The sequence below is a fragment of the Glaciimonas soli genome, assembly GCF_009497155.1.
GTDB classification, from domain to species: Bacteria; Pseudomonadota; Gammaproteobacteria; order Burkholderiales; family Burkholderiaceae_D; genus Glaciimonas; species Glaciimonas soli.
The window spans coordinates 239,604-264,444 of sequence record NZ_WINI01000009.1 but is presented as its reverse complement, the minus strand read 5'-3'; the positions used below and the strand labels follow the sequence as shown (position 1 = coordinate 264,444).

Genomic DNA, 24,841 nt, shown 5'->3' with positions numbered 1-24,841 from the left:
TTATTCGATCTGATGCAAAGTCGGTTCGAATATTTTAAAACTTAACCCTTTATTGTATGCATTCTGGTTGTTGTGATTGGTGAGATGGTTCGCTATCACATGGGATGTTCTCCAATTTAGGCCAAACTTGTAAAAAAATCCTATGTCTACAGTTACTATCCGTTCCGAAGCATCTGCTGGTTACGACGCATTTGCTGCCATGTTTGAAGATTCGCTGTCTAAACAAGACATGCGTATGGGTGAAGTTATTTCTGCTGAAGTCGTTCGTCTTGACCATAACTTCGTTATCGTCAACGCTGGCCTGAAATCAGAAGCCTTCATTCCAGTTGAAGAATTTAAAAATGACAATGGCGAACTTGAAGTTCAAGTTGGCGATTTCATTTCTGTTGCTATCGAATCGTTGGAAAACGGTTTCGGCGACACTATCTTGTCACGCGACAAAGCTAAACGTCTGGCATCTTGGCTCTCGCTTGAAAAAGCGATGGAGTCTGGCGAGATCGTCACTGGTACAGTTAATGGCAAAGTTAAGGGCGGTTTGACCGTTCTGACTAACGGCATTCGCGCGTTCTTGCCAGGTTCGTTGGTTGATACACGTCCTGTTAAAGATACTACGCCGTTCGAAGGCAAGACCATGGAATTCAAGGTCATCAAGCTAGATCGCAAGCGTAACAACGTTGTGTTGTCACGTCGTGCAGTGATCGAAGCGTCGATGGGCGAAGAGCGTCAAAAACTGATGGAAACGCTGAAAGAAGGCACCATCGTTAATGGCGTTGTTAAAAATATCACCGACTACGGCGCGTTCGTGGATCTGGGCGGTATCGATGGTCTGTTGCATATCACTGACTTGGCATGGCGTCGTGTGCGTCACCCATCAGAAGTATTGACAGTCGGTCAAGAGATCACTGCTAAGGTTCTGAAGTACGATCAAGAGAAAAACCGTGTTTCACTGGGCGTGAAACAATTGGGCGACGATCCATGGACTGGTTTGTCACGTCGTTATCCAGCGAACACACGTCTGTTCGGTAAAGTTACTAACTTGACCGACTACGGCGCATTCGTTGAAGTCGAACAAGGTATCGAAGGTTTGGTTCACGTTTCAGAAATGGACTGGACTAACAAGAACGTGGCACCAAACAAAGTTGTCCAATTAGGCGACGAAGTTGAAGTGATGGTTCTGGAAATCGACGAAGACCGTCGTCGTATCAGCCTGGGTATGAAACAGTGCAAAGCTAATCCTTGGGATGATTTCGCGATCACTCACAAGAAGGGCGATAAAGTTAAAGGCGCAATCAAATCTATCACTGACTTCGGCGTGTTTATCGGCTTGGCTGGCAACATCGACGGCTTGGTTCACCTGTCGGATCTGTCATGGACAGAAACTGGCGAAGAAGCAGTTCGTCGCTTCAAAAAAGGTGACGAGTTGGAAGCCATCGTATTGGCAATCGACGTTGAGCGTGAGCGCGTTTCCCTGGGTGTTAAGCAATTGGAAGGCGACCCATTCAACAACTACGCAGCAATGAACGACAAAGGTGCTTTGGTAACAGGTACTGTTAAGTCGGTTGAGCCTAAGGGCGCTGTGATCCAGTTGTCGGAAGAAGTCGAAGGCTACTTGCGCGCATCTGAAATCTCGCGTGACCGCGTTGAAGATGCTGGTACACACTTGAAAGTTGGCGATACAGTTGAAGCGTTGGTATTGAGCATCGATCGTAAAGCACGTGGTATCCAGTTGTCGATCAAAGCTAAAGACAATGTTGAAACACAAGAAGCAATGCAAAAGATGTCAACTGCTGTTGACTCTAATGCTGCTTCGGGTACAACTAGCCTGGGCGCGTTGTTGAAAGCTAAGTTCGATAATAAGAACTAAGTTGTATTGAAAAATAAGTATGCCCAAAAACTGTTTATACGTCGTTACCGCCGCCTTGCCGTACTACAGTACTGCCTGCGTCGGGGGTGCCTAGTCTAAACAGTTTTGTGGACATACTTAACATAAACGTACTTAAGTAAGAAGCGAGCACGCAAATGACAAAGTCTGAGCTGATTGCCCGCTTGGCCGAGCGTTATCCGCAACTGGTTGCGAAAGATGCGGAGTACACGGTCAAAACCATACTCGATGCGATGGGCGATGCTTTATCTACCGGCCAGCGCATTGAGATACGTGGTTTTGGTAGCTTTGCGTTAAATCGCAGGCCGCCGCGGATTGGTCGTAACCCGAAGTCAGGGGATAAAGTGATGGTTCCGGAAAAGCGGGTCCCCCATTTCAAACCTGGTAAAGAGTTGCGTGAACGGGTCGATGCAATGGTTGGACAGCCAATCATAGAAGACTAGCTTACGTGTATGTTATGTGTAAGAAATAGAAACGGCATCTTCGGATGCCGTTTTTTTTCACGTACAATTTTGTTTTAAAATATGCAATCATGATGGTTTTCGACATGACTTATTTATAACATTTTAGGAACCTGTTTATGAAACTTATCTCCCGCGCCATTGCGATTTTTCTGTTTCTTATTTTTTTTGGCTTTGCGCTAAAAAACACGCAAGAAGTGACGCTTGATTTTTTTCTTAATTACGAGATCCGTGGTCCATTGGTTTTGATATTGCTGGGTTTCTTCGCCTCTGGTGCGGTATTGGGTGTATTGGCAATGACACCAGCACTATTTCGTCACCGTCGTAATGCTTCTAAAAATAAAAAAGCACTCACCTCCCTGCAAAAAGAACAAGAAGCACAGCGTGTTGCGCGTGAAGCTGCGCCACAAGTGGATAGCATCAGAAATATATAACTGAAGTATAGTCAACGGGAAACATAGTAAGAGCCCGACTCATTGCGCTCAAAGTAAGCTGAGTAATGTTGAAATGGCCGCATGATGAATACCATTCGTTGCGATATCGCATTTTCAATTGGTTACGGAGCGTTACCAAGCACCCATGTAGTTTCACTTGAGTCGTCTATATAATGTCGTACTGCATTAGATTTCTCACAAAACCTACTCTCAGTAAGCTGAGGTGACGGTTTTGAAAGAAATCTATTAATCTTTTAGAGACTTACATATGGAATTTGAAACCTGGTGGTTACTAGGTATCCCAGTTTTTTTTGGCTTGGGCTGGATTGCTGCGCGGGTTGATATCAATCAATTGATTTCCGAATCGCGTAGTTTGCCGCGAGGCTATTTTAAAGGCCTCAATTTTTTACTGAACGAACAACCCGATAAAGCGATTGATGCTTTCATTGAAATCGTCAAACTTGATCCCGAAACTGCGGAACTTCATTTTGCATTAGGTAATTTATTTCGCCGCCGTGGCGAAACCGAACGGGCGATTCGTGTTCACCAAAACTTGTTGGCACGTCCCGATCTGGAGCAAGAACATCGTCTGCATGCGCAATATGAACTAGGCCAGGATTATTTGAAAGCGGGCTTACTTGATCGTGCGGAAGAAAGTTTTAACTTACTGGTTAATACTCCCTACGGCGCGCAAGCCGGTCGCGCTTTGCTCGAAATTTATCAACGTGAAAAAGAGTGGGAACGAGCAATTGAAGCGGCGCAGGTTTTGCAAGAAACCGGTGCCGGTGCGCGACCAAAGGAGATCGCGCAGTTCTATTGCGAGTTAGCGCAAGATGCCTTGGTTGATGGTCATCCAGACATGGCCATGACATTGCTGAAAAAGGCATTAGACAACGATAGAAACAGTGTACGCGCCACGATGCTGCTGGGCGATGTTCATCTGGTACAGAACGATCCTGAAGCAGCTATCGTGGCATGGCGTCGTGTCGAGCAACAAAGCGTGCTGCACGTAGCATTGGTGGCCCAACGGTTGATGGATGCCTATCGCGCAGTCGGACGTCCGCACGAAGGTGTGAATTTATTGCGCTCCTACCTGAATGAGGCTTCTTCGATTGATCTGTTAGAAGTTGTATTTAAAGCAGTGTTGGAACTGGACGGCGTTGAATCCACGAATCAATTGGTGAGCGATGAATTGCGACGCACTCCAACGCTATTAGGGTTGGATAAATTGCTGGAAGCGCGCTTGATGATTGCGCCACCGGAAATGCACTCTGAACTTTCTGTCGTGAAGAATTTGGTACATGGCTATACGCAAAAACTGGCGCGCTATCAATGCAGCCATTGTGGTTTTAAAGCGCGGTTATTTTATTGGCAATGCCCGGGTTGCAGTCGCTGGGAAACCTATCCACCGCGACGGACTGAAGAACTGAATGTGATGAATTAAGTGATGCCGAGTTTGCTCCTTTTTCCTGATTGGAGCGAGGGGTTAGAGCAATAGTAGAAGTTTTAACGGAGTACGGAACAACATGAAAATAACAATCATCGGCACGGGATATGTGGGTCTGGTCACAGGCGCTTGTCTGGCAGAGTTGGGCAATGATGTATTTTGTCTAGACGTCGACGAAAAGAAGATCGCCATCTTAAATAACGGTGGTATTCCTATCCATGAACCTGGTTTGGCTGAAATCGTCGCGCGTAATCGTGCGGTCGGTCGTTTGCAGTTTTCGACCGATATTGCAGCCAGCGTTGCGCATGGTCAAATTCAATTTATCGCAGTTGGCACGCCGCCGGACGAAGATGGTTCCGCTGATTTGCAATATGTGGTGGCAGCGGCGCGCAATATCGGCAAATATATGACCGATTTCAAAGTCATCGTCGATAAATCGACTGTGCCGGTTGGTACAGCCGATAAAGTTTCGGCGGCGATTACTGCGGAATTGGCGGTACGTAAGTTAGCCACAGAAACGACTTTTTCTGTCGTCTCTAATCCCGAATTCCTGAAAGAGGGCGCAGCGGTTGAAGATTTTATGCGTCCAGATCGTATCGTGATTGGTTGCAATGACGATACCGCCGGCGAAAACGCACGTGCGTTGATGAAGCAACTCTACACGCCTTTCAATCGAAATCACGAGCGTACTTACTGGATGGATGTGCGCTCTGCGGAATTCACAAAATATGCCGCTAACGCTATGCTGGCGACGCGAATTTCATTTATGAATGAGCTGGCAAATCTGGCTGATAAAGTTGGCGCCGATATTGAAGCTGTACGTCACGGGATTGGTTCTGATCCGCGCATAGGCCATAGTTTTTTGTATGCTGGTTGCGGCTACGGTGGCTCATGTTTTCCGAAAGACGTACAAGCGCTTGAGCGTACGGCGCGCGCTTATGGTCAGGATCTGTTGATTTTACGTGCAGTAGAGCAGGTCAATGATCGTCAGAAACATGTGCTAGGCAATAAAATTGTAGAGCGCTTTGGTGAAGACCTCAGTGGCAAACACTTTGCATTGTGGGGATTGGCATTTAAGCCAAATACGGATGATATGCGGGAAGCTTCTTCGCGCGTACTGTTGGGTGAATTGCTGGGCCGTGGCGCAACGGTGGCAGTGCACGATCCTGTGGCGATGGCGGAAGCCAGGCGCGTATTGGAACTCGATTTTGCTAATCAGCCAGAAGCGCTACAACGTCTGCGTTTTTGCGAAAATCAAATGGAGGCATTGGAAGGTGCTGAAGCACTTGCCATCGTCACTGAATGGAAAAACTATCGCAGTCCGGATTTTGAGCAGGTACGCAAGCACCTTAAAGCGCCTGTCATTTTTGATGGACGCAATTTGTATGAGCCGACAGTGATGAGCGATATCGGCTTTGAATATTATGGTATCGGCCGCTCTGTGCTGACGCGTGGCTAAGTAACCACGCATAAACGGTTATGCGCGGTTACTTAAAGTGTAAGACAGCGAAGGTTTGATAAATGACAAATACAGCGCAGTTTAATAAAGAGATGAAACCAATGGCGATTCCGGCTTCTTTTGCAGATGTTCGCATTCTGGTGGTTGGCGATATCATGCTTGATCGTTATTGGTTTGGTGAAGTCAATCGCATTTCACCTGAGGCGCCGGTGCCAGTGGTACGTATCGTCAAACGTGAAGAGCGTTTGGGCGGTGCGGCCAACGTTGCGCGTAATATTGCAACACTTGGTGGCGGTGCCGGTTTGTTGGGCGTCGTTGGTCAGGACGAGGCAGGCGATATAGTGCATGCTTTGTCGACTGAACTTGGAATCGACAGTCATTTAGCGCGTGATCCAGCGATTTCCACCATCATCAAATTGCGCGTGATCGGCCACCAACAGCAATTGTTGCGAATTGATTTTGAAGAGCCGCCAACCGATGTGGTATTGCGTGACAAACTCAGTCAATTCAATACATTACTACCCAAATATCCCGTCGTCATTTTGTCTGATTACGCTAAAGGTGGACTGGTCAATGCAGTTGAGATGATTGCGGCTGCCAAACAAGCTGGCAAGTGCATTCTGGTTGACCCTAAAGGGGATGATTTTTCGCGCTATGCTGGTGCTACCATGCTGACACCGAATAAATCGGAATTAAGACATATCGTCGGCAATTGGAAAAGTGAAGAAGAGCTCACCGCCAAAGCGCAGAATCTGCGTACTTCATTGGCATTGGAAGCGTTATTGTTGACGCGTTCAGAGGAAGGGATGACCCTTTATACCGCCGATGAGATAGTGCATTTCCCTGCGATCGCACGTGAAGTGTATGACGTTTCCGGTGCTGGAGATACGGTGATTGCAACTATAGCCGTGATGTTAGGTGCAGGCTTGCCGATCGCGCAAGCGGTTGACCTGGCTAACCGTGCTGGCGGTATCGTGGTTGGAAAACTGGGTACGGCGACGGTTAGTTACGACGAGTTGTTTCAGGCGACTAAATAGGTCGACGCAATAAGCCAAGACCTAATGTTCGCAAAAGCATGATGTTTTTGTCAATTATTTGAAGATGTGATCTTTATAATAAAGCAGGCTAGATTCCGCAATCTGTCGGGCCTAGTGAGTGCTTTATTGAGTCATCTTTATTTATTGAAAAGAGAACAAAATGCTGAAAAAAATATTATGGTTTGTTGTTGTTTCGTTTGCCACAATGGGATTGGCGTTTGCCCAAGTTGACGTTAACAAAGGCGATCGAGCCGCACTGGACGGTATCAAGGGGATTGGGCCTGCGACGTCACAGCGCATTATCGATGAACGCACTAAAGGCGGTAATTTCAAAGACTGGCCAGACTTTGAAACGCGCGTCAAAGGCATAAGCGGGAAAAAATCAGTTAAATTGTCGGAGGCAGGTCTGACGGTAAACGGACAAGCTAAAACTAATGCGACGACCCCTGCAACAACAGCTCCCAAAGAAGTAAAAAATAAAACTGCCGCGGTCACAAAAAAATGATTCAGGTCATGTGGGAAACCGCATAATCACTCAAAAAACCCCGTTAGATGCGGGGTTTTTTCATTGTCCATTTGGCCATCCCACCCCTAAATTGGTGCCCGCTCATACGCATAATAAAGTCTCATATTAAAATGCGTTTTCTGTCCCACTCACTTTTCACGTTTCCCCACACCCTATGCCTTATCTGACTATTGAAGACACAATCGGTAATACTCCGTTGGTACAACTAAAGCGTATTCCAGGCGATATTGCGAAACAGCGCAATAACATCATTTTGGGTAAGCTCGAAGGCAATAATCCAGCGGGATCAGTCAAGGACAGGCCAGCCTTATCCATGATCAAGCGAGCGGAAGAGCGTGGCGATATTAAGCCGGGCGATACCTTAATTGAAGCCACTAGTGGCAATACCGGCATTGCGCTAGCAATGGCAGCAACCATGCGTGGTTATAAAATGGTGTTGTTGATGCCAGAAAATTTGAGTGAAGAACGACGCCAGAGTATGGCCGCATATGGTGCCAAAATTATTTTGACGCCAAAGACGGGTGGAATGGAGTATGCACGTGATATGGCTGAAAAAATGGCAAAAGATGGTCAAGGAACGATGCTTGACCAATTCGCCAATTTTGACAATTCCCTGGCGCATTATGAAAGCACAGGTCCAGAAATATGGCGTGACACTGAAGGCCGCATTACTCACTTTGTCAGTGCAATGGGAACAACCGGCACGATCATGGGTGTTTCAAGATATTTAAAAGAGCAAAACCCTGCGGTGCAGATCATCGGCGCGCAGCCAGAAGAGGGTTCGCAAATTCCTGGTATCAGAAAGTGGCCAGAAGCCTATATGCCAAAAATTTTTGATAAGGCACGTGTTGATCAAACCGAGTCAGTGAGTCAGGCGGCGGCGGAACAAATGGCGCGGAGACTAGCAAGTGAAGAGGGAATTTTTTGCGGCATTTCTGCAGCAGGTGCATGCGAGGTGGCGTTACGTATCTCTGAGAGAGTTGAAAATGCCACGATAGTATTTATTGTCTGCGATCGCGGAGATCGTTATTTGTCTACAGGAATCTTCCCTGCATGATTGCTGTATTCTGCAGTCGCAGAACAAGCTAAGAAATTACCAGATCAATATTAATTGCAGTGCGACCAAGTTTTAAATGTAAAACTCAAACGCACTGCAGTCCAGCAAAATAAAACCAAATAGTCAAAAAACGCAGGGATGCCATCGGCATGAAGCGTATCCGTCGCATCAGTCACATTTTTTGATTACAGACCGTTTTTCTCGGCTTCGATCTTATCTTTTGGTTTGAATTGCTTGTCGCTGATACGGAATTTCTCACGACGGTCACCCATCAATCCACGTAATTCGCTAATTGTCAGTGCGCTTACTTCGTGCATACGAATCAACAGCGAAGCACCGACTGGCAAGCGATGGTGACGGATTTTGCTAATCACCGGTGGCGCCACTTCCAATGCGCGCGACAGGGCAGCATCATTTTTTAAGTGCAATTTATCGATCAACGAATCCAAAAGATGATTTGGATCATAAGTAACTTGTTCATCAAGTTTATTGCTTTTTGGAGCTTCTGGAGTCGTATTCATAATTCTTCATATTCCATAATGAATGTTAAATAGGGAAGGATGGCGCAATTTACGTGCAAAATTGGCGTAATATCCTTCAGCTTATTAGCGAAGTTGCAAGTGGTGTTATTTTATACCGATTCTGAGAGCTTTTTTATCACAAAGAAACACATTGAAACAAATCTCTGTAAGACTGAATAAAAAACCAATAGATCTTTGATGCTTCGCGGCACAACGTAAACCTAGGACTACGGCAACAACGTAGGGATTGGATTGCTAATTATAGAATTAAGTTGCAAAAGCTTAATATTAAATTTTAAGTATGACCTAAAACTGTTAATTCGTTGCTGTTGCTCTTTGCCGTACTGGCTGCGTAGGAGTAACAAGTCCAAGCAATTATTGCATGCTACTTGGCAACTTCTTGTTAAGAGCGACATTGCTTTTCACTAACTATAGCGCTAATGATCTTATTTTACAACAAGCAACATTTTCCAGCAGCTGCACTATGAAATAATTAGGGAAAATTCAAGTTTGCCTTATAAATGTGTTGTTAAATTAAGATTTTGCCACCCGTCATGACCTAATTTTTCCATGGTCTCTATATTTTTTTCAAAAATCATCTCTGCTTCTGGAAATGCTTCTACCGCACGACTAATGCTTGCTTCGCGTAGGAGATGCAAGGTCGGGTAAGGAGAGCGATTGGTGAAATTAGTAATGTCGTCGATTTCTGTTTCCGAAAATTGATAATCCGGGTGAAAGCTGGCGACCTGAATTTCTCCTTCGAGTGCGCACTCTTCAACCGCCTCATCTGCTTGATCCAGGAAATCGTTGTAATCCAAAAAATCATTAAGTGCCCAAGGATGGATTAATAACGTGGTATCCACCAATGCGGCATCGCTTGCTTGTAAAAATTTAAGTTCCGACATCAAATCGGCGTATAAGGTATCGGCGTTTTTCGCCTTGCTGACGACATAGCGAATTTGATTTTTAATATGCACCGCTTTGGCGAATGGGCAAAGGTTGAGGCCAATCACTGCGCGCTCTAACCAAATTTTAGTGTCGGCAATGACGTCGTCGTCGGATGGGGTAATTTGTGATGGCATAGATAGATTGAATGGTGATTACAACGGAATCAAATTAAAAGGAAAGCAGCTTATAGGTTATTCTTGCGACCTTATAGATTTTTCACTTACCTTGTATACCTCGCATCATGGCACTTAAAGCAACCATTTTCAAAGCCGATCTGCAAATTTCCGATATGGATAGGCATTATTATCAAGAACATGCGTTGACGATAGCACGTCATCCATCGGAAACGGATGAGCGCATGATGGTGCGGCTCTTTGCCTTCGCACGTCATGCTTCAGAAAGATTGGCGTTTACTAAAGGGCTATTTGATATTGAAGAGCCGGATTTATGGGACAAAGATCTTACTGGTGCAATTGATTTATGGATAGAGGTCGGCCAGCCCGATGAAAAACGCATCATGAAAGCGTGCGGTCGCGCCAGGCAAGTCATCGTATATAGCTACAGCAGTACCAGTCACATCTGGTGGAACCAACTCAGCAATCGCGTTGAGCGAGCCAAAAATCTCAGCGTCATTAATATTCCATCGGATACCAGTTTCGGGTTGAGTCAATTGGCAGAGCGGAATATGAAACTGCAATGCACCATTCAGGATGGACAAACCTGGATGAATGCGGGGGATAAAACGGTGCAGATTGATTTGACTACGCTCAAAGAGTAGACGTCGTGTCGAAAGGGCACGGCAGGGTTTCCCCTTTTGTGCCCCTACGATTTTTTTACCCGCTAATATCCCCGCGCCGCCCGCACCGCACGGCCAAGATCGACCACTGACATCGCATAGAAAAAGCTGCGATTGTATTTGGTGATGGCGAAGAAATTATCCGTCCCCAACCAATGCTCGGTCGGCGCATTCCCGTTTTGCAAATCCACTAATCCAAAACGTAATCCACTTGCGCCAGCATTCGCCAGCGCAGGGGATGGAATGACACCGGCAGCAACTAATTCGTCTAGTGAAAACTTGGCTTCCAGGCCTTGGCCGATGTAAGCATTCCAGCGATCTTCAGTGCTGGTGTCACTGGCCACAGTAGCGGAGAACACGATCGGCAGGTTTCTTTTCCAGCCATGCACTTGCAAATAATGGGCGACACTGCCGATGGCGTCGACAGCCGAATTGCGCAAATCGATCTGGCCAGTGCCATCAAAATCCACCGCGTACTGACGTATGCTACTCGGCATAAATTGCGGCAAGCCTATCGCACCAGCATAAGAGCCTTTTAGCGAAAATGGATCGATGCGTGATTCACGCGCGTATAACAATGCGTTTTCGAGTTCGCCACGGAAGAACGTCATACGCGCATCACGCGTAGGAGTGTCGGGATAATCAAAAGCCAAAGTGGTGATGGCATCCATTACACGGAAATTGCCCGTGTTGCGTCCGTAAACGGTTTCTACACCAATGATGCCGACAATGATTTCTGCTGGCACGCCATATTCAGCTTCGGCACGTTTGAGTGCATCGGCGTAGGTATTCCAGAACTGCACGCCAGCGTTGATACGCACCGGTTCAATGAAGCGGGCACGATATGCCTGCCAGTTTTTGGTCTTTCCTGGTGGCGCTGGCCGCATTAATCGGACTGCACTTTCAACGTAGCGTGTCTTGCTAAAAACGGCTTCCAGCTCCGCCCGGGTAAATCCGTCTTTGGCGACTAACTGATCGATGAAGGCGGAGACGTCTTTCCATTGACCGAAGTTGGCAAATTCTCCCTTATCGTTTTCATCAATATTGCTAGAAAGGATAAGTCTGTCAGGTGACGTGGGCGCAACATCTTTCCTCATCGGTACATTGGGTACAGCGCCAACGACCGTAGGTTGTTGCGCGAGAGGCGCAGGAGACGTTTTTCTGGAATTGTCGACCGCACAAGCGCTGGTCATTATCGTAATGGCGAGAGCGACGGCCATCCGAGGACGTAAAAGGCTAGATGAGATGGAAAAATTTATCGGCATTGTGATAATAAGTATTTAAGTTTTTTAAATTGGTAGCCAGCTGAAGATGCGCCATTGCCTGCATTCGTTTTCGCGTCCGTTGTTTCTCCATATCGCAAGGATTCATACAATTTTAAAAAGCGTGCGACTGCATCTTTGGCTGTTGGCGACAGCGGCGAATCAGGTGCACAGAGCCGGCGGCGAAACGTCGCCGGTCCTTCATGCACTTTTTTCGCCAAACCGTTTTTGGCCATACGTTTACATAAGGCCGAGTATAGCGCATCAAGCGGATCAGTTTTTCGCGCAATGAGCAACAAGGGCAGCATTACTGCGCAAAGCGCAACGGCCCCTAATGCCAGCATCAGCGTTAACAGCATCCATATCAATCGACGACCATCATATTGTTCTGCATGTTGTACATTGAATGCTTTTAGTATCGTCTGCAGTAAATTTTTTTGCCGATCTGGTGTGTAATTTAATACCCATTGTGTCCAACCGTTGCTGATCGCATCCCAGCGATTTTGCAAATCCGTACGGGCTCCCATTAATTTTTTCCACCAGCTATTTTGTACTGGCGCGAGATCGAATAATTCACCTAAAAGGCTAGCCGGTGCTTCAGCGTGACGCTGTAAATGAATCCGGCTCGGTGCGACTGCGGCTGTAGGGTCAATTCGCGTCCAACCCCGATTCTGCAGCCACACTTCTGCCCATGCATGCGCATCGGATTGACGTACCACCATGACGCCATCGATAGGGTTAATTTCACCGCCTTGATAGCCGGTTACGACTCTGGCGGGAATGCCTGCCGCGCGCATTAAGACGACAAATGCGCTGGAATAATGCTCACAAAAACCGGCACGGGTAGAAAACAAAAAATCATCGACACTGTTTTTGCCTAACAATGGTGGATCTAACGTGTAGCTAAAATTTTCATTACGGAAGAAGTGGAGGACAGCGTTAATCAGTGCCGTATTGTCCCCATACCGTTGGCGTAAGGCCGTCGCAAATGCCATTGTGCGTGGGTTGTAGTCGTTGGGAAGAATTAAATCTTGCGCCAAACTCTGATCTGTTTCATTGGCATTGTTGAGAGCTTGGCTATCATTGCGGTGATCGTCGAGATAGGACGTCACATCATAGCGTTGTCGTTCATTGATCACATGCTCCGCCACGATCTCATGATAGCGCGTGAGGGTCGTTTGATTATTGCCGTTAGCATCCTCCAATATCGGAGCGGCTACTGGCGTTTCTAACGCAAATAGCCACTGCTGGCCACTTGCTTCCATGGTGATTTTTTGCCGGATTCTAGTTTTTTCGGGCGCAATAATTGATGCAGTATTTGATGCATTGTGAGTTGATGGCGGTGACGCTTTCTGCGGCGCTTGTGTCCAAGTCCGTCCATCGAAACGATCGAATACCGCACCGCGCCAATAGCGCAGATCTGGCGTTGGCGGCGGATCAAAAAAATTGATGTGGAAAGCAACGTCATCTGACTGCGCTAGCTGTGAAATATTCCCCGGTGACATGCTGTCAGACAGGCCAGTACGTCCGCCGTGGGCATCGCTCGGTAAGCCCCATAAAGGTCCCTGAATGCGGGGGAATGCGATAAACAAAACAAAAGTAAGGGGTACGGCCAACGCCAAAATAAAACCCGCCATACGTAATCGTTGTATCAATGAGGGTGCAATGGTGGCAAATTGAAATGATAACTGCGCCGTCAACAGCAACGCCAAAGTAGCGATGATCAGCAAGGCTGTGGCGATGGATTGCGAATAAAACAGTGTGGTTAATAACAAAAAGAAGCTGAGAAATAGCACCACAAAAGCATCGCGACGCGCCCGCATTTCCAGTAATTTAAAAGTCAGCAGCAACACTAACGCCGTTACGCCGGCTTCCCTGCCAAATAAAGTCTGGGTCGTGAAATAAATGCCAGCCAGGGTCGTCATTGCCAGTGGCAGCAACAACCAGATTGAGGGTAAGCGCTGCCCGCGAACTGTGATCACCGCCCGCCAAAATAATAGTAGAGCGCAGGTTAAAGAGGCCCACCACGGCAAGTGCAGTGCATGAGGAAGTAGCACGAAAGTGCAGGCAAGTAGCAATAGCAAGGTATCGTTTTTCTCACGCGACAAGGCCGACAATTTGTGCGACCAGACACGCCATCCACTATCGGGTTTCGCGTATGCCATCATTTATGCCTCATCAAATAAGGCCAATGCTTGCAAGCAGGCGCGTTGATGCGGAGCGCCAACGGCAGGCGCATAGAAAATGTCACCAAGCTTGAATGCATAAGGCAAACCACGCATTTCCGCTTCCAATACCCAGCGCGTCATGCGTGATAATTTGGATTCGACATCCATTGCGTACGGCAGGGTAGAGTAATCGATTAGCAATGTGCTGGCGCCGCCACCATCAAATTGCTTACTCAATAGCGTGCTAAATGATGTGCTGTTTTCATCCGTGTTTAATTTCGCCATTTGTCGCCACGCCAGATGTTTGAGCGAGTCGCCGGCCTGATAAGCGCGTACGCCAGCAAAATCATCGTGGCCCGATTGCATATCGCCTTCGCCATTTTGTTGTGCGCTGACTGGTAATGCCGGTGCTGTGTCGAGAGCTTCAGGTTGTGGGTATACAAGAACTTGCGCATCCGGTTGCCAGTAACTCCAGGCGCGTAGCAAACCCAGAGGAAAGCGTGTCTGCAATCGTATTTTTGGCGCTGCCAGCCAACCGCGCACATAAGTGTTGCTGCCTAATACAACGTTGGCAGAAGTTGAAGCTGCGATGTCGATTGCTTGCTCGATATGTGGTAAATCGGCAGTAATAAACTTGAGCCAGATTGCATAACGTGGATGGGTACGACGGTTGATCAGATGCAGTTCAAACAAGGCAGTTTGACCAGCAAAAACCGGAGATTTTTTTCCAGTGCTCAAATACAGATACGCGAGATTGCGAAAAGTCAAATGCATGGTGATGATGGCGCAGGATGCGAGCAAAAAAGTCAGCGCAAAACCGAGACTGAGGTTGTAATTGATCGCGGCGACGAACAATAAAATCAGCACTCCTGCAAATGCAAAACCGGCCCCTGACGGCACGATGTACACGCGTCGCTGGCTCAGAAAAACCTCACCGGTTTCGGCCGCGTGCGAGCGGGAGGGTAGTTTGAACGGAAGTATTTTTTGTAACCTGTTTAGCATTTTATTGTTCTGCCATCATGTTGCCGCTATGTTCTCTCTTCCTCACTTGGGAGGATGGAATCTAAGTAAGCTCAAACAATCAATTTGAAAACCATCGTCATTCTCGCAAACGCGGGAATCCAAGTTAACGTAAGGCGGATCCCCGCGTTCGCGGGGATGACAGTGAGAACGTTGCTTGCTGAACTTGCATCTAAAATTCAAATCTATTTGTGGCTTACTTCACTCAAACTGAAACCGATTTCAATAACTGCAATACGAGATCACGACTACCAAGCACCACACCATTCTCATGACGTGATTTCAATGGACGCAAACGATGTGCTGCGACTGGAATCAAGACGTTTTGCACGTCTTCTGGAATCACATGATTGCGGCCTTCCAATGCGGCCCAGGCGCGCGCTGCTTGTACCAGGGCGATAGCTGCACGTGGACTGAGACCTTCTGCAAACATGCCGTTTTGGCGCGAGGTTTGCGCCAGTCTCTGAACATAGTCAATTAACGCCGGTGCTGTATGTATTTGCTTTAATGCCTGACGTGCGCTCAATAACTCGCTGGGTTCCATCACGCGCGGCAATGATTTGATCAGGGTACGTCGATCTTCTCCCATCATCAGTGCACGCTCTGCTGCCGCATCGGGATAACCCAGTGATAAACACATTAAAAAACGATCCAGTTGCGACTCTGGCAAAGCAAACGTGCCAACTTGATGGGCTGGATTTTGTGTCGCAATCACAAAGAATGGTTCTGATAAATCGCGGGTTTGACCTTCTGCTGTGACCTGCCGTTCTTCCATCGCTTCCAGCAAAGCAGACTGGGTTTTTGGGGTTGCCCGATTAATTTCATCGGCCAATAACACTTGCGTAAAGATCGGCCCCGGGTGAAACTCGAATTGATTTTTCTCACGATCAAACACTGAAATACCGACAATGTCCGCAGGTAGCAAATCGCTGGTAAATTGCAGGCGGTTAAATCGCATTCCAAGCGAAATCGCTAACGCATGCGCCAGGGTAGTTTTTCCGACACCGGGAACATCTTCAATCAGCAAATGGCCACCGGCCAGCAAACAGACTAATGCTTGTCGAATTTGCTGTTCCTTACCGACGACGATTTGATTGATTTGTTTGGCGACGGCGTGGATTTTGGTGAACATGGGTGATTTTTTAAGTATGTGTGAGGTTGTAAATAAGGTAAGGGGCTGCAGGTTTTAATTTCTTGGTTACACTTACACATTCTAAGCGACGACAAGCTGCAATAATCACAGATCAACACAAACAATTTCAAATCAGCAAAAAATAAAATGACAACCGCTGTTTATACCCATCCTGATTGCAAGCTGCACGAAATGGGCGCGTGGCATCCTGAGTCGCCAGAGCGTCTGCAAGCGATAGAAGACCAATTGATCTCCAGTCGCATTGACCAATGGCTGGATTTGCGTGAAATACCTGATGTAGCCGAAGCCGACTTGATCACCGCGATCAGACGCGTACATAGTGAAGAAGCGATTGCACTGGTACGTGATCATTCACTTGCGTTGAAAAAAAGCGGTGAGAATTACTATCCGCTCGATGCCGATACCTTGCTGAATCAATACAGCTGGCAGGCGGCGCTGCGGGCGGTTGGCGCAGCACTGTCTGCTACCGATGCCGTCATGAACGGTGAATTGGAGAACGCGTTTTGCTCTATTCGTCCACCGGGACATCATGCGACACATGTGGCACCGATGGGGTTTTGCCTGTTTAATAATATTGCGATTGCTGCGCGCCATGCGATGGAAGTACATGGTTTGCAGCGGGTCGCCATTGTTGATTTTGACGTTCATCATGGCAATGGCACAGAAGAAGCTTTTTTGCACGAACCTCGCGTGTTGATGACGAGTTTTTTCCAACATCCGTTTTATCCGTTTAGCGGCACCGAAGCAGCTCCCGGCAATTTGATCAACCTGCCGGTTCCGGCCTATAGTGGTGGTGACGTGGTGCGCCAACTGGCGCAGGAAAAATGGCTACCCGCCTTGCAAGCACATCAACCGCAGATGATATTTATCTCAGCGGGGTTTGATGCGCACCGAGAAGATGATATGGCGCAAATGAAGTTGGTCGAAGACGATTATGCGTGGCTCACAGCGCAGGTCATGCAGGTGGCGAAGCAATATTCGCAGGGACGGATAGTCAGTTTTCTTGAGGGCGGATATAACCTATCGGCGCTGGGGCGTAGTGTGGTCGCGCATGTTAAGGTGCTGGCGGGAATCTAAGCGCTTTCATAAGCCTCCACAATCGCATCGACCACTGCGCGGACCCGTGCGGTGCGGTTCAAATCGCTATGCAGTACCAGCCACATGTCATACGGCGAGGACAGTTCCGGCCATATGCGTTGCAAGTCTGGCTCGACATCGCCTAAGTGCGTTGGCAATTCACCGATACCTAAACCGGCACGTACTGCCTCTACCATCATTAAGCCGGAGTTAACTTCTATCGTCACATGCGCATTGGCACTGGATAGTCCACACATAGCGGTGTGATTATAAGGAGATGGCACTACTGCGCGCTGATAAGTTACCACGTCATGTCCTCGTAAAGCGGTGCCCATTTCCGGCTCACCTCGGAGGTTCAAATAGGTTTTAGAGGCATATAAACCTGTTGCCATTTTTTTTAAATGGCGTGAAATCAAATCCGGACTGGTGGGGCGGATGTTGCGTATTGCCAGATCGGCTTCTCGTCTGCTTAGATTGGATACATGCGTTGCAGTGGTCAGCTTCACGTGAATGGAAGGGTGTTTGCTGTGCAGTTTCTGGAATGCGCTCATCAAAAAATGTCGCGCTGTGGTGTCGGTCGCCGCGATTTTTACTTCGCCACATAAGCGCTCGTCTATACCTTGCATTTGCCGCAGTAACTGGTCTGCACCTTGCTCCATTTTTTCAATACCGGTAACGGCCAATTCACCTGCGGGCGTCGCCACGTAACCGGCCGAAGTGCGCAAAAACAAGCGTGCTCCCAATTCCTGTTCCATTGCTGCCAGGCGTCGCCCGACTGTGGCTTGATCTATTAGCAATTGTTCGGCTGCGCCGCGCAACGTTCCAACACGATGTATTGCCAGAAAAATACGTGCATTGTCCCAGTCCATGATGCTCTCGCTTTCGCTCCAATTTATGTGATGCATTTTTGCATCGCAGTGCTGAGATTATGCCTATATATTGCAGTGCGCAATAGTCCTAGAATGACGATTTTATTGTCCCTAAAGGGAAATCATCATGACCACGCAAAGCAGAAATCTTGCGCTACCCGTACCGATACAAAACTCCACCATCGCCGCGCCCCAAATCACCGGCTTGTTGCCGTTGATGACGTTGGCAATCGGATTTGTGATGGCGATGCTGGACGTCACGGTGGTCAATGTTGGCTTATCGTCGATTAAGGAAAGTTTGGCGACGCCGTTGACCATGCTGGTCTGGATTGTGGATGGATACACCTTGACTTTTGCCGCCATGTTGCTGGTCGGTGGCGCTCTGGCGGATCGCTATGGCGCTAAAAATATTTATCTAATAGGTTTGTTGTTGTTTGTATTGGCGTCACTGTTATGTGGCATGGCGCCCAATGGCAACTTGCTGGTAGCGGCAAGGTTGTTCCAGGGTTTGGGCGCGGCGTTTTTTATGCCCAGTTCATTGAGTTTGATGGCGCATATATATCGGGATGATCGTGTCCGTGCGCATATGTTGGGTATTTGGTCTGCAATAGTCAGCAGCGCCGCTGCCATTGGTCCGCTGGTAGGCGGTGTGCTGATTCATTCCTTTGGCTGGCGCAGTGTGTTTTTGATCAATATACCGATAGGCTTGTTGGGTTTTGTTATGGCTTATAAAGTGCTTCCCACAGCGCCGAAACAGCCGCGTGAATTGACGATTGGCAGTCATGCGCTTGGAATTGTCATGCTGGCAGCATTGAGTTTTACGCTGATACAAGGGCCAACTTACGGTTGGACTTCAATGCCTATCGTCGTCGCCACTTTAGTCGTTTTCTCGGCACTTTGTCTGTTGATTGTGCGTGAACGCAATAGCGCAAAACCTTTATTGCCACGTGCTTTGTTTGCTACGCCACTGTTCGCTGCTGCGAATGGAATCGGTTTTCTGCTGAGTTTTGGTGTCTACGGACAGATATTTTTTGTCAGCCTGTTTTTACAGCAAGCCCGAGCTGCCGATGCACTGCATACCGGCATACAAATGCTGCCGATGATGGTGGTAATTTTTGCCGGTAATCTTTTGTCCGGACGCATTACCGCACGTCATGGCGCGCGCTTATCGATGTTGTTGGGGTTAAGTGTAGGAGCACTTTTTTCAGCCATGCTGATGGTGCTGACAACGCAGACTGCCTATTGGTTATTTGCCGTAGGTACCGCCTGTGCCAACTTTGGTGTCAGCATTGCGATACCGGCGATGACTACCGCCGTGATGCAAGTGGCAGGCCGCAGCCACGCCAATAGCGCTGCCGCCACACTGAATGCTAATCGCCAAATCGGCGCGTTGGTCGGTGTTGCCATCATAGGTGCGATTTTGCACACTTTCCCTGAATGGGGAACTCGCACAATGCTTGCGTATGGTTTTATTGCTGCGGTATATGCAGTGGCTTTGCTGTTGGTGATGCGCTATATCGTGACGGTCAACAAGGCATAATTAATTATTGGCCCAGATTCGCAAGCAGCAGTCGCCAAAATGGCAATAGCCTCGCCATCTATTTTGCAACCGCCAATTAGCTGCAGACTGCAGACACAAAGCCCAGCGTTAGCAGATTTATTTTGTCAATTGCCAATGCTCAGTCGGCGTGATCGCGTCACTGTCGCGTTTAATGCGCCGTCAGTGCAATATGCCGTACGTATATTGAACAGCTTGTCAGCGATGTCTTTTATGTTGAGGGCGTGAGAATAATTAATAAATAAACAAAATTAGTGCCAAATTATGCTGAACGAAGGGCAAAGTAGCGGAAAAAACGGAGAAGTTGCACGGAAAAATCGAGATCAACACCACAAATCCGTACAATAGCGTCTTATCCGTATTAAAGAAGAATTACGCATGTCCATACAATGGTTCCCCGGCCACATGAACGCCGCCCGCAAAAAGGCGGCGGAAGCCATGGAAAAGGTCGATATGATCATCGAAGTACTCGATGCTCGCATCCCGCAAGCCAGCTGCAATCCTATGATTGAACAGTTGCGTCTGTTTCGTCAGCGTCCCTGTCTCAAAATTCTGAATAAGAGTGACCTTGCCGACCCGGTTGCGACGCAGGCCTGGATTAATTATTACAACGGCCAGAAAGACGTACACGCGGTTGCTCTCAGCTGCAAAAAGCCGTCCGACGTGCTCAAAGTACCGAATTTGGCATTGGCATTGGCACCGCATCGTGGCACGCCGCTCAAACCGCTACGCATGATGATTATGGGAATCCCAAACGTCGGCAAATCCACTTTGATGAACGCGTTATTGAAAAAACGTGTTGCTGCAGTTGGTGATGAACCTGCGGTGACCAAAGTGCAGCAGCGCTTATACATGAATAAGAACATGGTGCTGATCGATACACCTGGAATGTTATGGCCTAAGATCGCTTTGCCTAGCGACGGCATGATGCTGGCCGTCAGCCATGCGGTTGGCGTCAACGCGTTAATCGAAGAAGAAATTGCCACGTTTCTGGCCGATGTTTTAGTGCAGCGATATCCAGCTTTGCTGACCGCCCGTTATGGCATGAAAACTGAAGGAATTGATGGCGTCAGCGTGATTGAAGGCGTTGCCAGCCGTCGCGGTTTCCGTCTCAAAGGTGGGGATTTCGATTTCGAAAAAGCGGCACACACCTTGCTGCAAGATTTTCGTACCGGCGCTCTTGGCAGGATCTCACTCGAAACGCCACAGAGCCGCGCAGTGGCATTAGCTCAGCATCAGCAAGAACAATTGGATAAACAACAGGCAAAACTTGACGAAGCCGCCGCTGCAGCTGCTGAAGAGTTGCGATTTAATCCTCCGCGGGAGATTGAATAAGTTTGAATAGGCTATTTTTTGTATAAAGAGAAAATACATTTCTCTTGTTTATTAAATACGCTATTTCATCGTCCAGTAATATTTCCTCAGCATAATTCTTTGGTTAAATTTTTACCATAAACCGAGGGATTAGCATGTTTAAAATAACGCCAAAGAAAGCCATGTCGGCTTTCTTTTTGTTTTTAGTAACTACCATATTGGCCGCTTGTAGCGGCGGTAGCGGGAGTGGAACCGCTGCTACTCCTAGTGCTTCCGGCGCGACTAACTTCAGCGTAGCCGCGACTACGCAGAGTATTCGCCACGTATTTGTCATCACCTTAGAAAACGAGAACTACGCCACAACTTTTGGTGCGGCATCAAAAGCCCCTTATCTGTCACAGACCTTGACCAAACAAGGTGCGCAACTGACTCAATATTACGGTACAGGGCACGTCAGTCTGGATAACTACATAGCGATGATCAGTGGTCAGCCAGCGACCAATCAAACGGCATCGGATTGCCAGATTTACCAGGATTTCGCACAAACCGGCACCACTGCTGACGGTTTGCCACAAGGTAGTGGTTGCGTGTTTCCAGCTGCCGTCAAAACTTTACCTGACCAATTGACCGCTGCTGGTTATACATGGAAAGGCTATATGGGCGACATGGGCAATGACCCGACACGCGAAAGTGTCACTTGCGGTCATCCAACCCTGAATACGCAAGACAAAACACAAATTGCAGAAGCGCCAAGTACAGCGGTTCCTTTGGGCGATCAATACGCTACGCGTCATAACCCTTTCATGTACTTCCATTCGATTATCGACAGCGCCGGTTGCGCGCAAAATGTGGTCAATCTGAATGCATTGCAGCAGGATTTGAAAGCAGTGAACACGACTGCCAATCTGACATTTATCACACCAAGCTTATGTGATGACGGTCATGATTCACCATGCGTAGACGGTCGTCCGGGCGGTTTGGTTTCGGCTGATGCGTTCTTGCAAAAATGGGTACCTATCATCACCGCATCACCAGCTTATAAACAAGACGGTCTGTTGATTATCAATTTTGATGAGAGCTCATACGCCAGTATTACCGTCAACCCGACGACGCATGCCTACAGTGTCGCTTTCACCGGCACCGCCTGTTGTAATCAACAACCTGGTCCAAACCTGTCAGTTCGCCCGATTACAGAAGCGTTAGCTCCAGGCTATAGCATCACTTACGGTAATTTCGGTGGTGACAATACTGGCGCTGTATTGTTGTCACAGTTTATTAAGCCAGGCACGGTTTCCAGCACGCCGTACAACCATTATTCTCTGTTGAAAAGTATCGAAGATATCTTCCAGCTGGGTTATTTAGGTTACGCCGGACAAACTGGATTGGTTGGCTTTGGCTCTGATATTTATACAGCACCGGCATCACATAGTTAATTTTTAGTAAGAGAATCAGCGCAAAGCCGATGATGATTTCGGAACTGCGCAGCGCCTTCTGATAGCGGGTTTGGATCACTGAATGGGATCTGAGTCGTGTTCAGAAGGCTTTATGCTTTCAGTAATTCAAAATAAGCGATTTGAAAATTATCGTCGTCCCCGCGTTCGTGGGAATCACGAGGTTATTTTTAAATCGCTTATTTGGTATTACTTACATGAACCATTTTTACGGTTGAGTCTTGATGAAAAGAAGTATGAAGGCTATCTCCTTGTTGGCGTTCACGTTGATTTTAAGCGTCGGTGTAAACGGATGGCAGGCACAAGCAGCAACCACGGTTGAAAAGCCTGTAGCAGTAATCCAGGCTGCCCCAAAAATGTCAGATGCTGCAGCGACAGCAGCGACCATTGCATTAGGCAAGAAAATATTTTTTGATCAAAGTTTGTCCGCATCAGGCCGCATATCCTGCGCCAGCTGTCACGATCCCAAACATGCCTATGCACCACCCAACAACTTGTCTGTACAGCTTGGCGGTCCGCATATGGCATCGCTCGGCAGTCGTGCTGCGCCGTCATTGGCCTATCATCTGAATCAAACGCCGATCTGGTATAAAGAGCGCGCCAGCAGTTTCGTCGAGCGCATCACCGAAACCGATAGTCCGCCGTTCGGTGGCTTCGGCTGGGACGGGCGCTTCAATAAATTATCGCAGCAAGCCGGTTTCCCGTTGTTGAATGCGGATGAAATGGCCAATCCCAGTATCGAAGCGGTGGTAGATAAATTAACCCGTGCCAGCTACGCAGAAGATTTCAGGAAAGTGTTTGGTGCCACTATTTTTACCAATAAGCAGCAGGCCTATGCGCAAGCGATGAAGGCGATCGAACAGTTTGAATTGCACGACCCCAGCTTCTATCCATTCACCAGTAAATTCGATGCTTATCTGGATGACAAAGTGAAGCTGTCAACGCAAGAAGAGCGCGGTTTGAAATTGTTTGTCGATCCCAAGGGCGGCAATTGCACTTCATGTCACACGCTGGAAAGCGGCGCTGACGGTTCACATCCTTTGTTCACTAATCACCAGTTTGAAGCCATCGGTGTGCCACGTAATAACAAAATTCCAGCCAACAAGGATGCCAGTTATTACGATATGGGTTTGTGCGGACCACTACGCAAAGATCAGCAATCCGACAAAACGTTTTGCGGCATGTTCAAAACACCGACGCTACGTAACGTTGCAACCCGCGGTGCTTTTTTTCATAACGGCCGCTTCTCAACACTAAAAGAAACGCTGGAATTTTATGTGCAGCGCGATACCAATCCAGAGAAATGGTATCCAAAGAATAAAGACGGCGGCATAGATAAATTCAACGATCTGCCACCTGCTTTACGCGCCAACGTCGATATTGTGGACGAGCCATTGACGCGGAAAAAGGGAGATAAGCCGGCATGGAATGCGGCGGAGATTAATGAGGTGATTGCTTTTTTGAAGACGCTCAATGATGGTTATAGCGTGCCAAAAAAGCGATAGTAGTTAGTGTGAATGCAGAATCAAAAAAAACCGACTGTGTCTCAGCAACACAGTCGGTTTTTATTTTTACCAGGCAGGAATAACAGAATTTTTATACTTGGTAATCACAAATTGTCTTACTTCCGGGCTGTGATATGCCTTGATCAGTTTGGCAACCCAGGGTTTGTCTTTATCGGCAGTACGCACTGCGATCACGTTGGCATACGGACTGCGTGCGGCTTCAATTGCAATGCCATCCTTGGTTGGATCCAGACCGGCAGATTCGGCGTAATTGCCATTGATTGCTGCGGCATCCAGATCATCTAATGAGCGTGGTAATTGCGCGGCATCGATCTCCACAATCTTCAGTTTCTTAGGATTTTCGGCGATATCTAACGGTGTCGCTTTCAAGCCAGCGCCTGCTTTTAACTTCAATAGACCCTGTGTTTGCAACAGCAACAATGCACGGCCACCATTGGTAGGGTCGTTAGGAATACCAATCCGTGCGCCATCTTTCAAATCTTTCAGTGACTTTATTTTTTTCGAATACACGCCCATAGGGAAGGTGATGGTGTAACCGGCGTTGCTGAACTTGTAACCGCGATCTTTTATTTGCGCTTCCAGATAAGGCAAGTGTTGATAGCTATTGGCATCCAAATCACCGGCAGCCAAAGCGGCGTTCGGTTGAATATAATCGCTGAATTCAATGATCTTGATATTCAAGCCGTCTTTAGCCGCCACTTTTTTTACGACTTCAAAAATCTCAGCGTGAGGACCACCGGTGACGCCGATTTTGATCGGTTTGTCCTGTGCGAACGCTGCGGTAGACACTAAACTGGCAGCAATACCCAGACCAGCAACAATACGAATGAAGGTTGTGCGTTTCATTTTCTTCCTTTTTAAAAATGTGAATTTCA

General features: G+C 47.7%; 22 protein-coding genes and 1 pseudogene. 15 read left to right on the top strand and 8 right to left on the bottom strand.

Annotated features, from left to right (window positions below; all coding sequences use genetic code 11):
- Window positions 1-142: 142 nt before the first annotated feature.
- The 8 genes from rpsA to cysM all read left to right on the top strand — a co-directional run bounded on the left by rpsA (window position 143) and on the right by cysM (window position 8,303).
- On the top strand, window positions 143-1,864 hold the full coding sequence (gene rpsA, locus GEV47_RS17930; protein ID WP_153236154.1) for a 30S ribosomal protein S1: 1,722 nt from the start codon (window positions 143-145) through the stop codon (window positions 1,862-1,864).
- 155 nt (window positions 1,865-2,019) lie between these two features.
- Window positions 2,020-2,325, top strand: coding sequence for an integration host factor subunit beta (locus GEV47_RS17925; protein ID WP_153236153.1), 306 nt, complete (start codon window positions 2,020-2,022; stop codon window positions 2,323-2,325).
- 137 nt (window positions 2,326-2,462) lie between these two features.
- A complete protein-coding gene (locus GEV47_RS17920) occupies window positions 2,463-2,777 on the top strand; it encodes a LapA family protein (RefSeq protein ID WP_153236152.1) in 315 nt (104 codons plus the stop codon).
- Between the two features lie 268 nt (window positions 2,778-3,045).
- A complete protein-coding gene (gene lapB, locus GEV47_RS17915) occupies window positions 3,046-4,221 on the top strand; it encodes a lipopolysaccharide assembly protein LapB (protein ID WP_153236151.1) in 1,176 nt (391 codons plus the stop codon).
- An 82-nt stretch (window positions 4,222-4,303) separates the two neighbouring features.
- Window positions 4,304-5,683, top strand: coding sequence for a UDP-glucose dehydrogenase family protein (locus tag GEV47_RS17910; protein ID WP_153236150.1), 1,380 nt, complete (start codon window positions 4,304-4,306; stop codon window positions 5,681-5,683).
- Between the two features lie 101 nt (window positions 5,684-5,784).
- Window positions 5,785-6,720, top strand: coding sequence for a D-glycero-beta-D-manno-heptose-7-phosphate kinase (rfaE1, locus tag GEV47_RS17905; RefSeq protein WP_322741696.1), 936 nt, complete (start codon window positions 5,785-5,787; stop codon window positions 6,718-6,720).
- A 160-nt stretch (window positions 6,721-6,880) separates the two neighbouring features.
- Window positions 6,881-7,225, top strand: a complete 345-nt coding sequence (locus tag GEV47_RS17900) for a ComEA family DNA-binding protein (RefSeq protein WP_153236148.1) — start codon at window positions 6,881-6,883, stop codon at window positions 7,223-7,225.
- A gap of 175 nt (window positions 7,226-7,400) precedes the next feature.
- Window positions 7,401-8,303, top strand: coding sequence for a cysteine synthase CysM (gene cysM / locus GEV47_RS17895; RefSeq protein ID WP_153236147.1), 903 nt, complete (start codon window positions 7,401-7,403; stop codon window positions 8,301-8,303).
- Window positions 8,304-8,488: 185 nt separating this feature from the next.
- On the opposite strand, the gene GEV47_RS17890 is transcribed toward cysM, so the two are convergent.
- On the bottom strand, window positions 8,489-8,824 hold the full coding sequence (locus tag GEV47_RS17890; RefSeq protein ID WP_153236146.1) for a hypothetical protein: 336 nt from the start codon (window positions 8,822-8,824) through the stop codon (window positions 8,489-8,491).
- A 515-nt stretch (window positions 8,825-9,339) separates the two neighbouring features.
- Window positions 9,340-9,906: a DUF1415 domain-containing protein gene (locus tag GEV47_RS17885; protein ID WP_153236145.1), complete on the bottom strand. Its 567-nt coding sequence runs from the start codon at window positions 9,904-9,906 to the stop codon at window positions 9,340-9,342.
- Window positions 9,907-10,013: 107 nt separating this feature from the next.
- Between GEV47_RS17885 and GEV47_RS17880 the strand changes: the two genes are divergently transcribed.
- Window positions 10,014-10,550, top strand: a complete 537-nt coding sequence (locus tag GEV47_RS17880) for a YaeQ family protein (RefSeq protein ID WP_153236144.1) — start codon at window positions 10,014-10,016, stop codon at window positions 10,548-10,550.
- Window positions 10,551-10,612: 62 nt separating this feature from the next.
- Here GEV47_RS17880 and mltB read toward each other — a convergent pair whose 3' ends face one another.
- The 4 genes from mltB to GEV47_RS17860 form a co-directional block, all read right to left on the bottom strand.
- Window positions 10,613-11,788, bottom strand: a complete 1,176-nt coding sequence (mltB, locus tag GEV47_RS17875; protein WP_228124789.1) for a lytic murein transglycosylase B — start codon at window positions 11,786-11,788, stop codon at window positions 10,613-10,615.
- Between the two features lie 35 nt (window positions 11,789-11,823).
- On the bottom strand, window positions 11,824-13,998 hold the full coding sequence (locus GEV47_RS17870; RefSeq protein WP_228124788.1) for a transglutaminase TgpA family protein: 2,175 nt from the start codon (window positions 13,996-13,998) through the stop codon (window positions 11,824-11,826).
- Window positions 13,999-15,000, bottom strand: coding sequence for a DUF58 domain-containing protein (locus GEV47_RS17865; RefSeq protein ID WP_153236143.1), 1,002 nt, complete (start codon window positions 14,998-15,000; stop codon window positions 13,999-14,001). It abuts the gene before it with no gap.
- A gap of 223 nt (window positions 15,001-15,223) precedes the next feature.
- Window positions 15,224-16,150 (bottom strand): AAA family ATPase, encoded by a 927-nt coding sequence (locus GEV47_RS17860; RefSeq protein ID WP_153236142.1) that lies wholly within the window; start codon window positions 16,148-16,150, stop codon window positions 15,224-15,226.
- Window positions 16,151-16,297: 147 nt separating this feature from the next.
- On the opposite strand from GEV47_RS17860, the gene GEV47_RS17855 reads away from it, so the two are divergent.
- A complete protein-coding gene (locus GEV47_RS17855; RefSeq protein ID WP_153236141.1) occupies window positions 16,298-17,248 on the top strand; it encodes a histone deacetylase family protein in 951 nt (316 codons plus the stop codon).
- Here the strand turns inward: GEV47_RS17855 and GEV47_RS17850 are convergent.
- On the bottom strand, window positions 17,245-18,117 hold the full coding sequence (locus tag GEV47_RS17850) for a LysR family transcriptional regulator (RefSeq protein WP_153236140.1): 873 nt from the start codon (window positions 18,115-18,117) through the stop codon (window positions 17,245-17,247). The two genes, GEV47_RS17855 and GEV47_RS17850, sit on opposite strands and share 4 nt — an antisense overlap.
- A gap of 127 nt (window positions 18,118-18,244) precedes the next feature.
- Between GEV47_RS17850 and GEV47_RS17845 the strand changes: the two genes are divergently transcribed.
- The 5 genes and pseudogenes from GEV47_RS17845 to GEV47_RS17825 all read left to right on the top strand — a co-directional run bounded on the left by GEV47_RS17845 (window position 18,245) and on the right by GEV47_RS17825 (window position 23,945).
- On the top strand, window positions 18,245-19,657 hold the full coding sequence (locus tag GEV47_RS17845; protein WP_153236139.1) for an MFS transporter: 1,413 nt from the start codon (window positions 18,245-18,247) through the stop codon (window positions 19,655-19,657).
- A gap of 27 nt (window positions 19,658-19,684) precedes the next feature.
- A pseudogene (locus tag GEV47_RS17840) lies at window positions 19,685-19,903 on the top strand (M55 family metallopeptidase); the annotation flags it as partial.
- A gap of 150 nt (window positions 19,904-20,053) precedes the next feature.
- Entirely contained in the window at window positions 20,054-21,010 is a 957-nt protein-coding gene (gene ylqF, locus GEV47_RS17835; protein WP_153236137.1) for a ribosome biogenesis GTPase YlqF, read from the top strand.
- 134 nt (window positions 21,011-21,144) lie between these two features.
- Entirely contained in the window at window positions 21,145-22,422 is a 1,278-nt protein-coding gene (locus tag GEV47_RS17830) for an alkaline phosphatase family protein (protein WP_153236136.1), read from the top strand.
- Window positions 22,423-22,676: 254 nt separating this feature from the next.
- Window positions 22,677-23,945 carry a cytochrome-c peroxidase gene (locus tag GEV47_RS17825; RefSeq protein WP_194270707.1) on the top strand — a complete coding sequence of 423 codons (1,269 nt, stop codon included), beginning with the start codon at window positions 22,677-22,679 and terminating at the stop codon, window positions 23,943-23,945.
- Window positions 23,946-24,011: 66 nt separating this feature from the next.
- On the opposite strand, the gene GEV47_RS17820 is transcribed toward GEV47_RS17825, so the two are convergent.
- Entirely contained in the window at window positions 24,012-24,812 is an 801-nt protein-coding gene (locus GEV47_RS17820; protein ID WP_153236135.1) for a MetQ/NlpA family ABC transporter substrate-binding protein, read from the bottom strand.
- Window positions 24,813-24,841 lie beyond the last annotated feature (29 nt).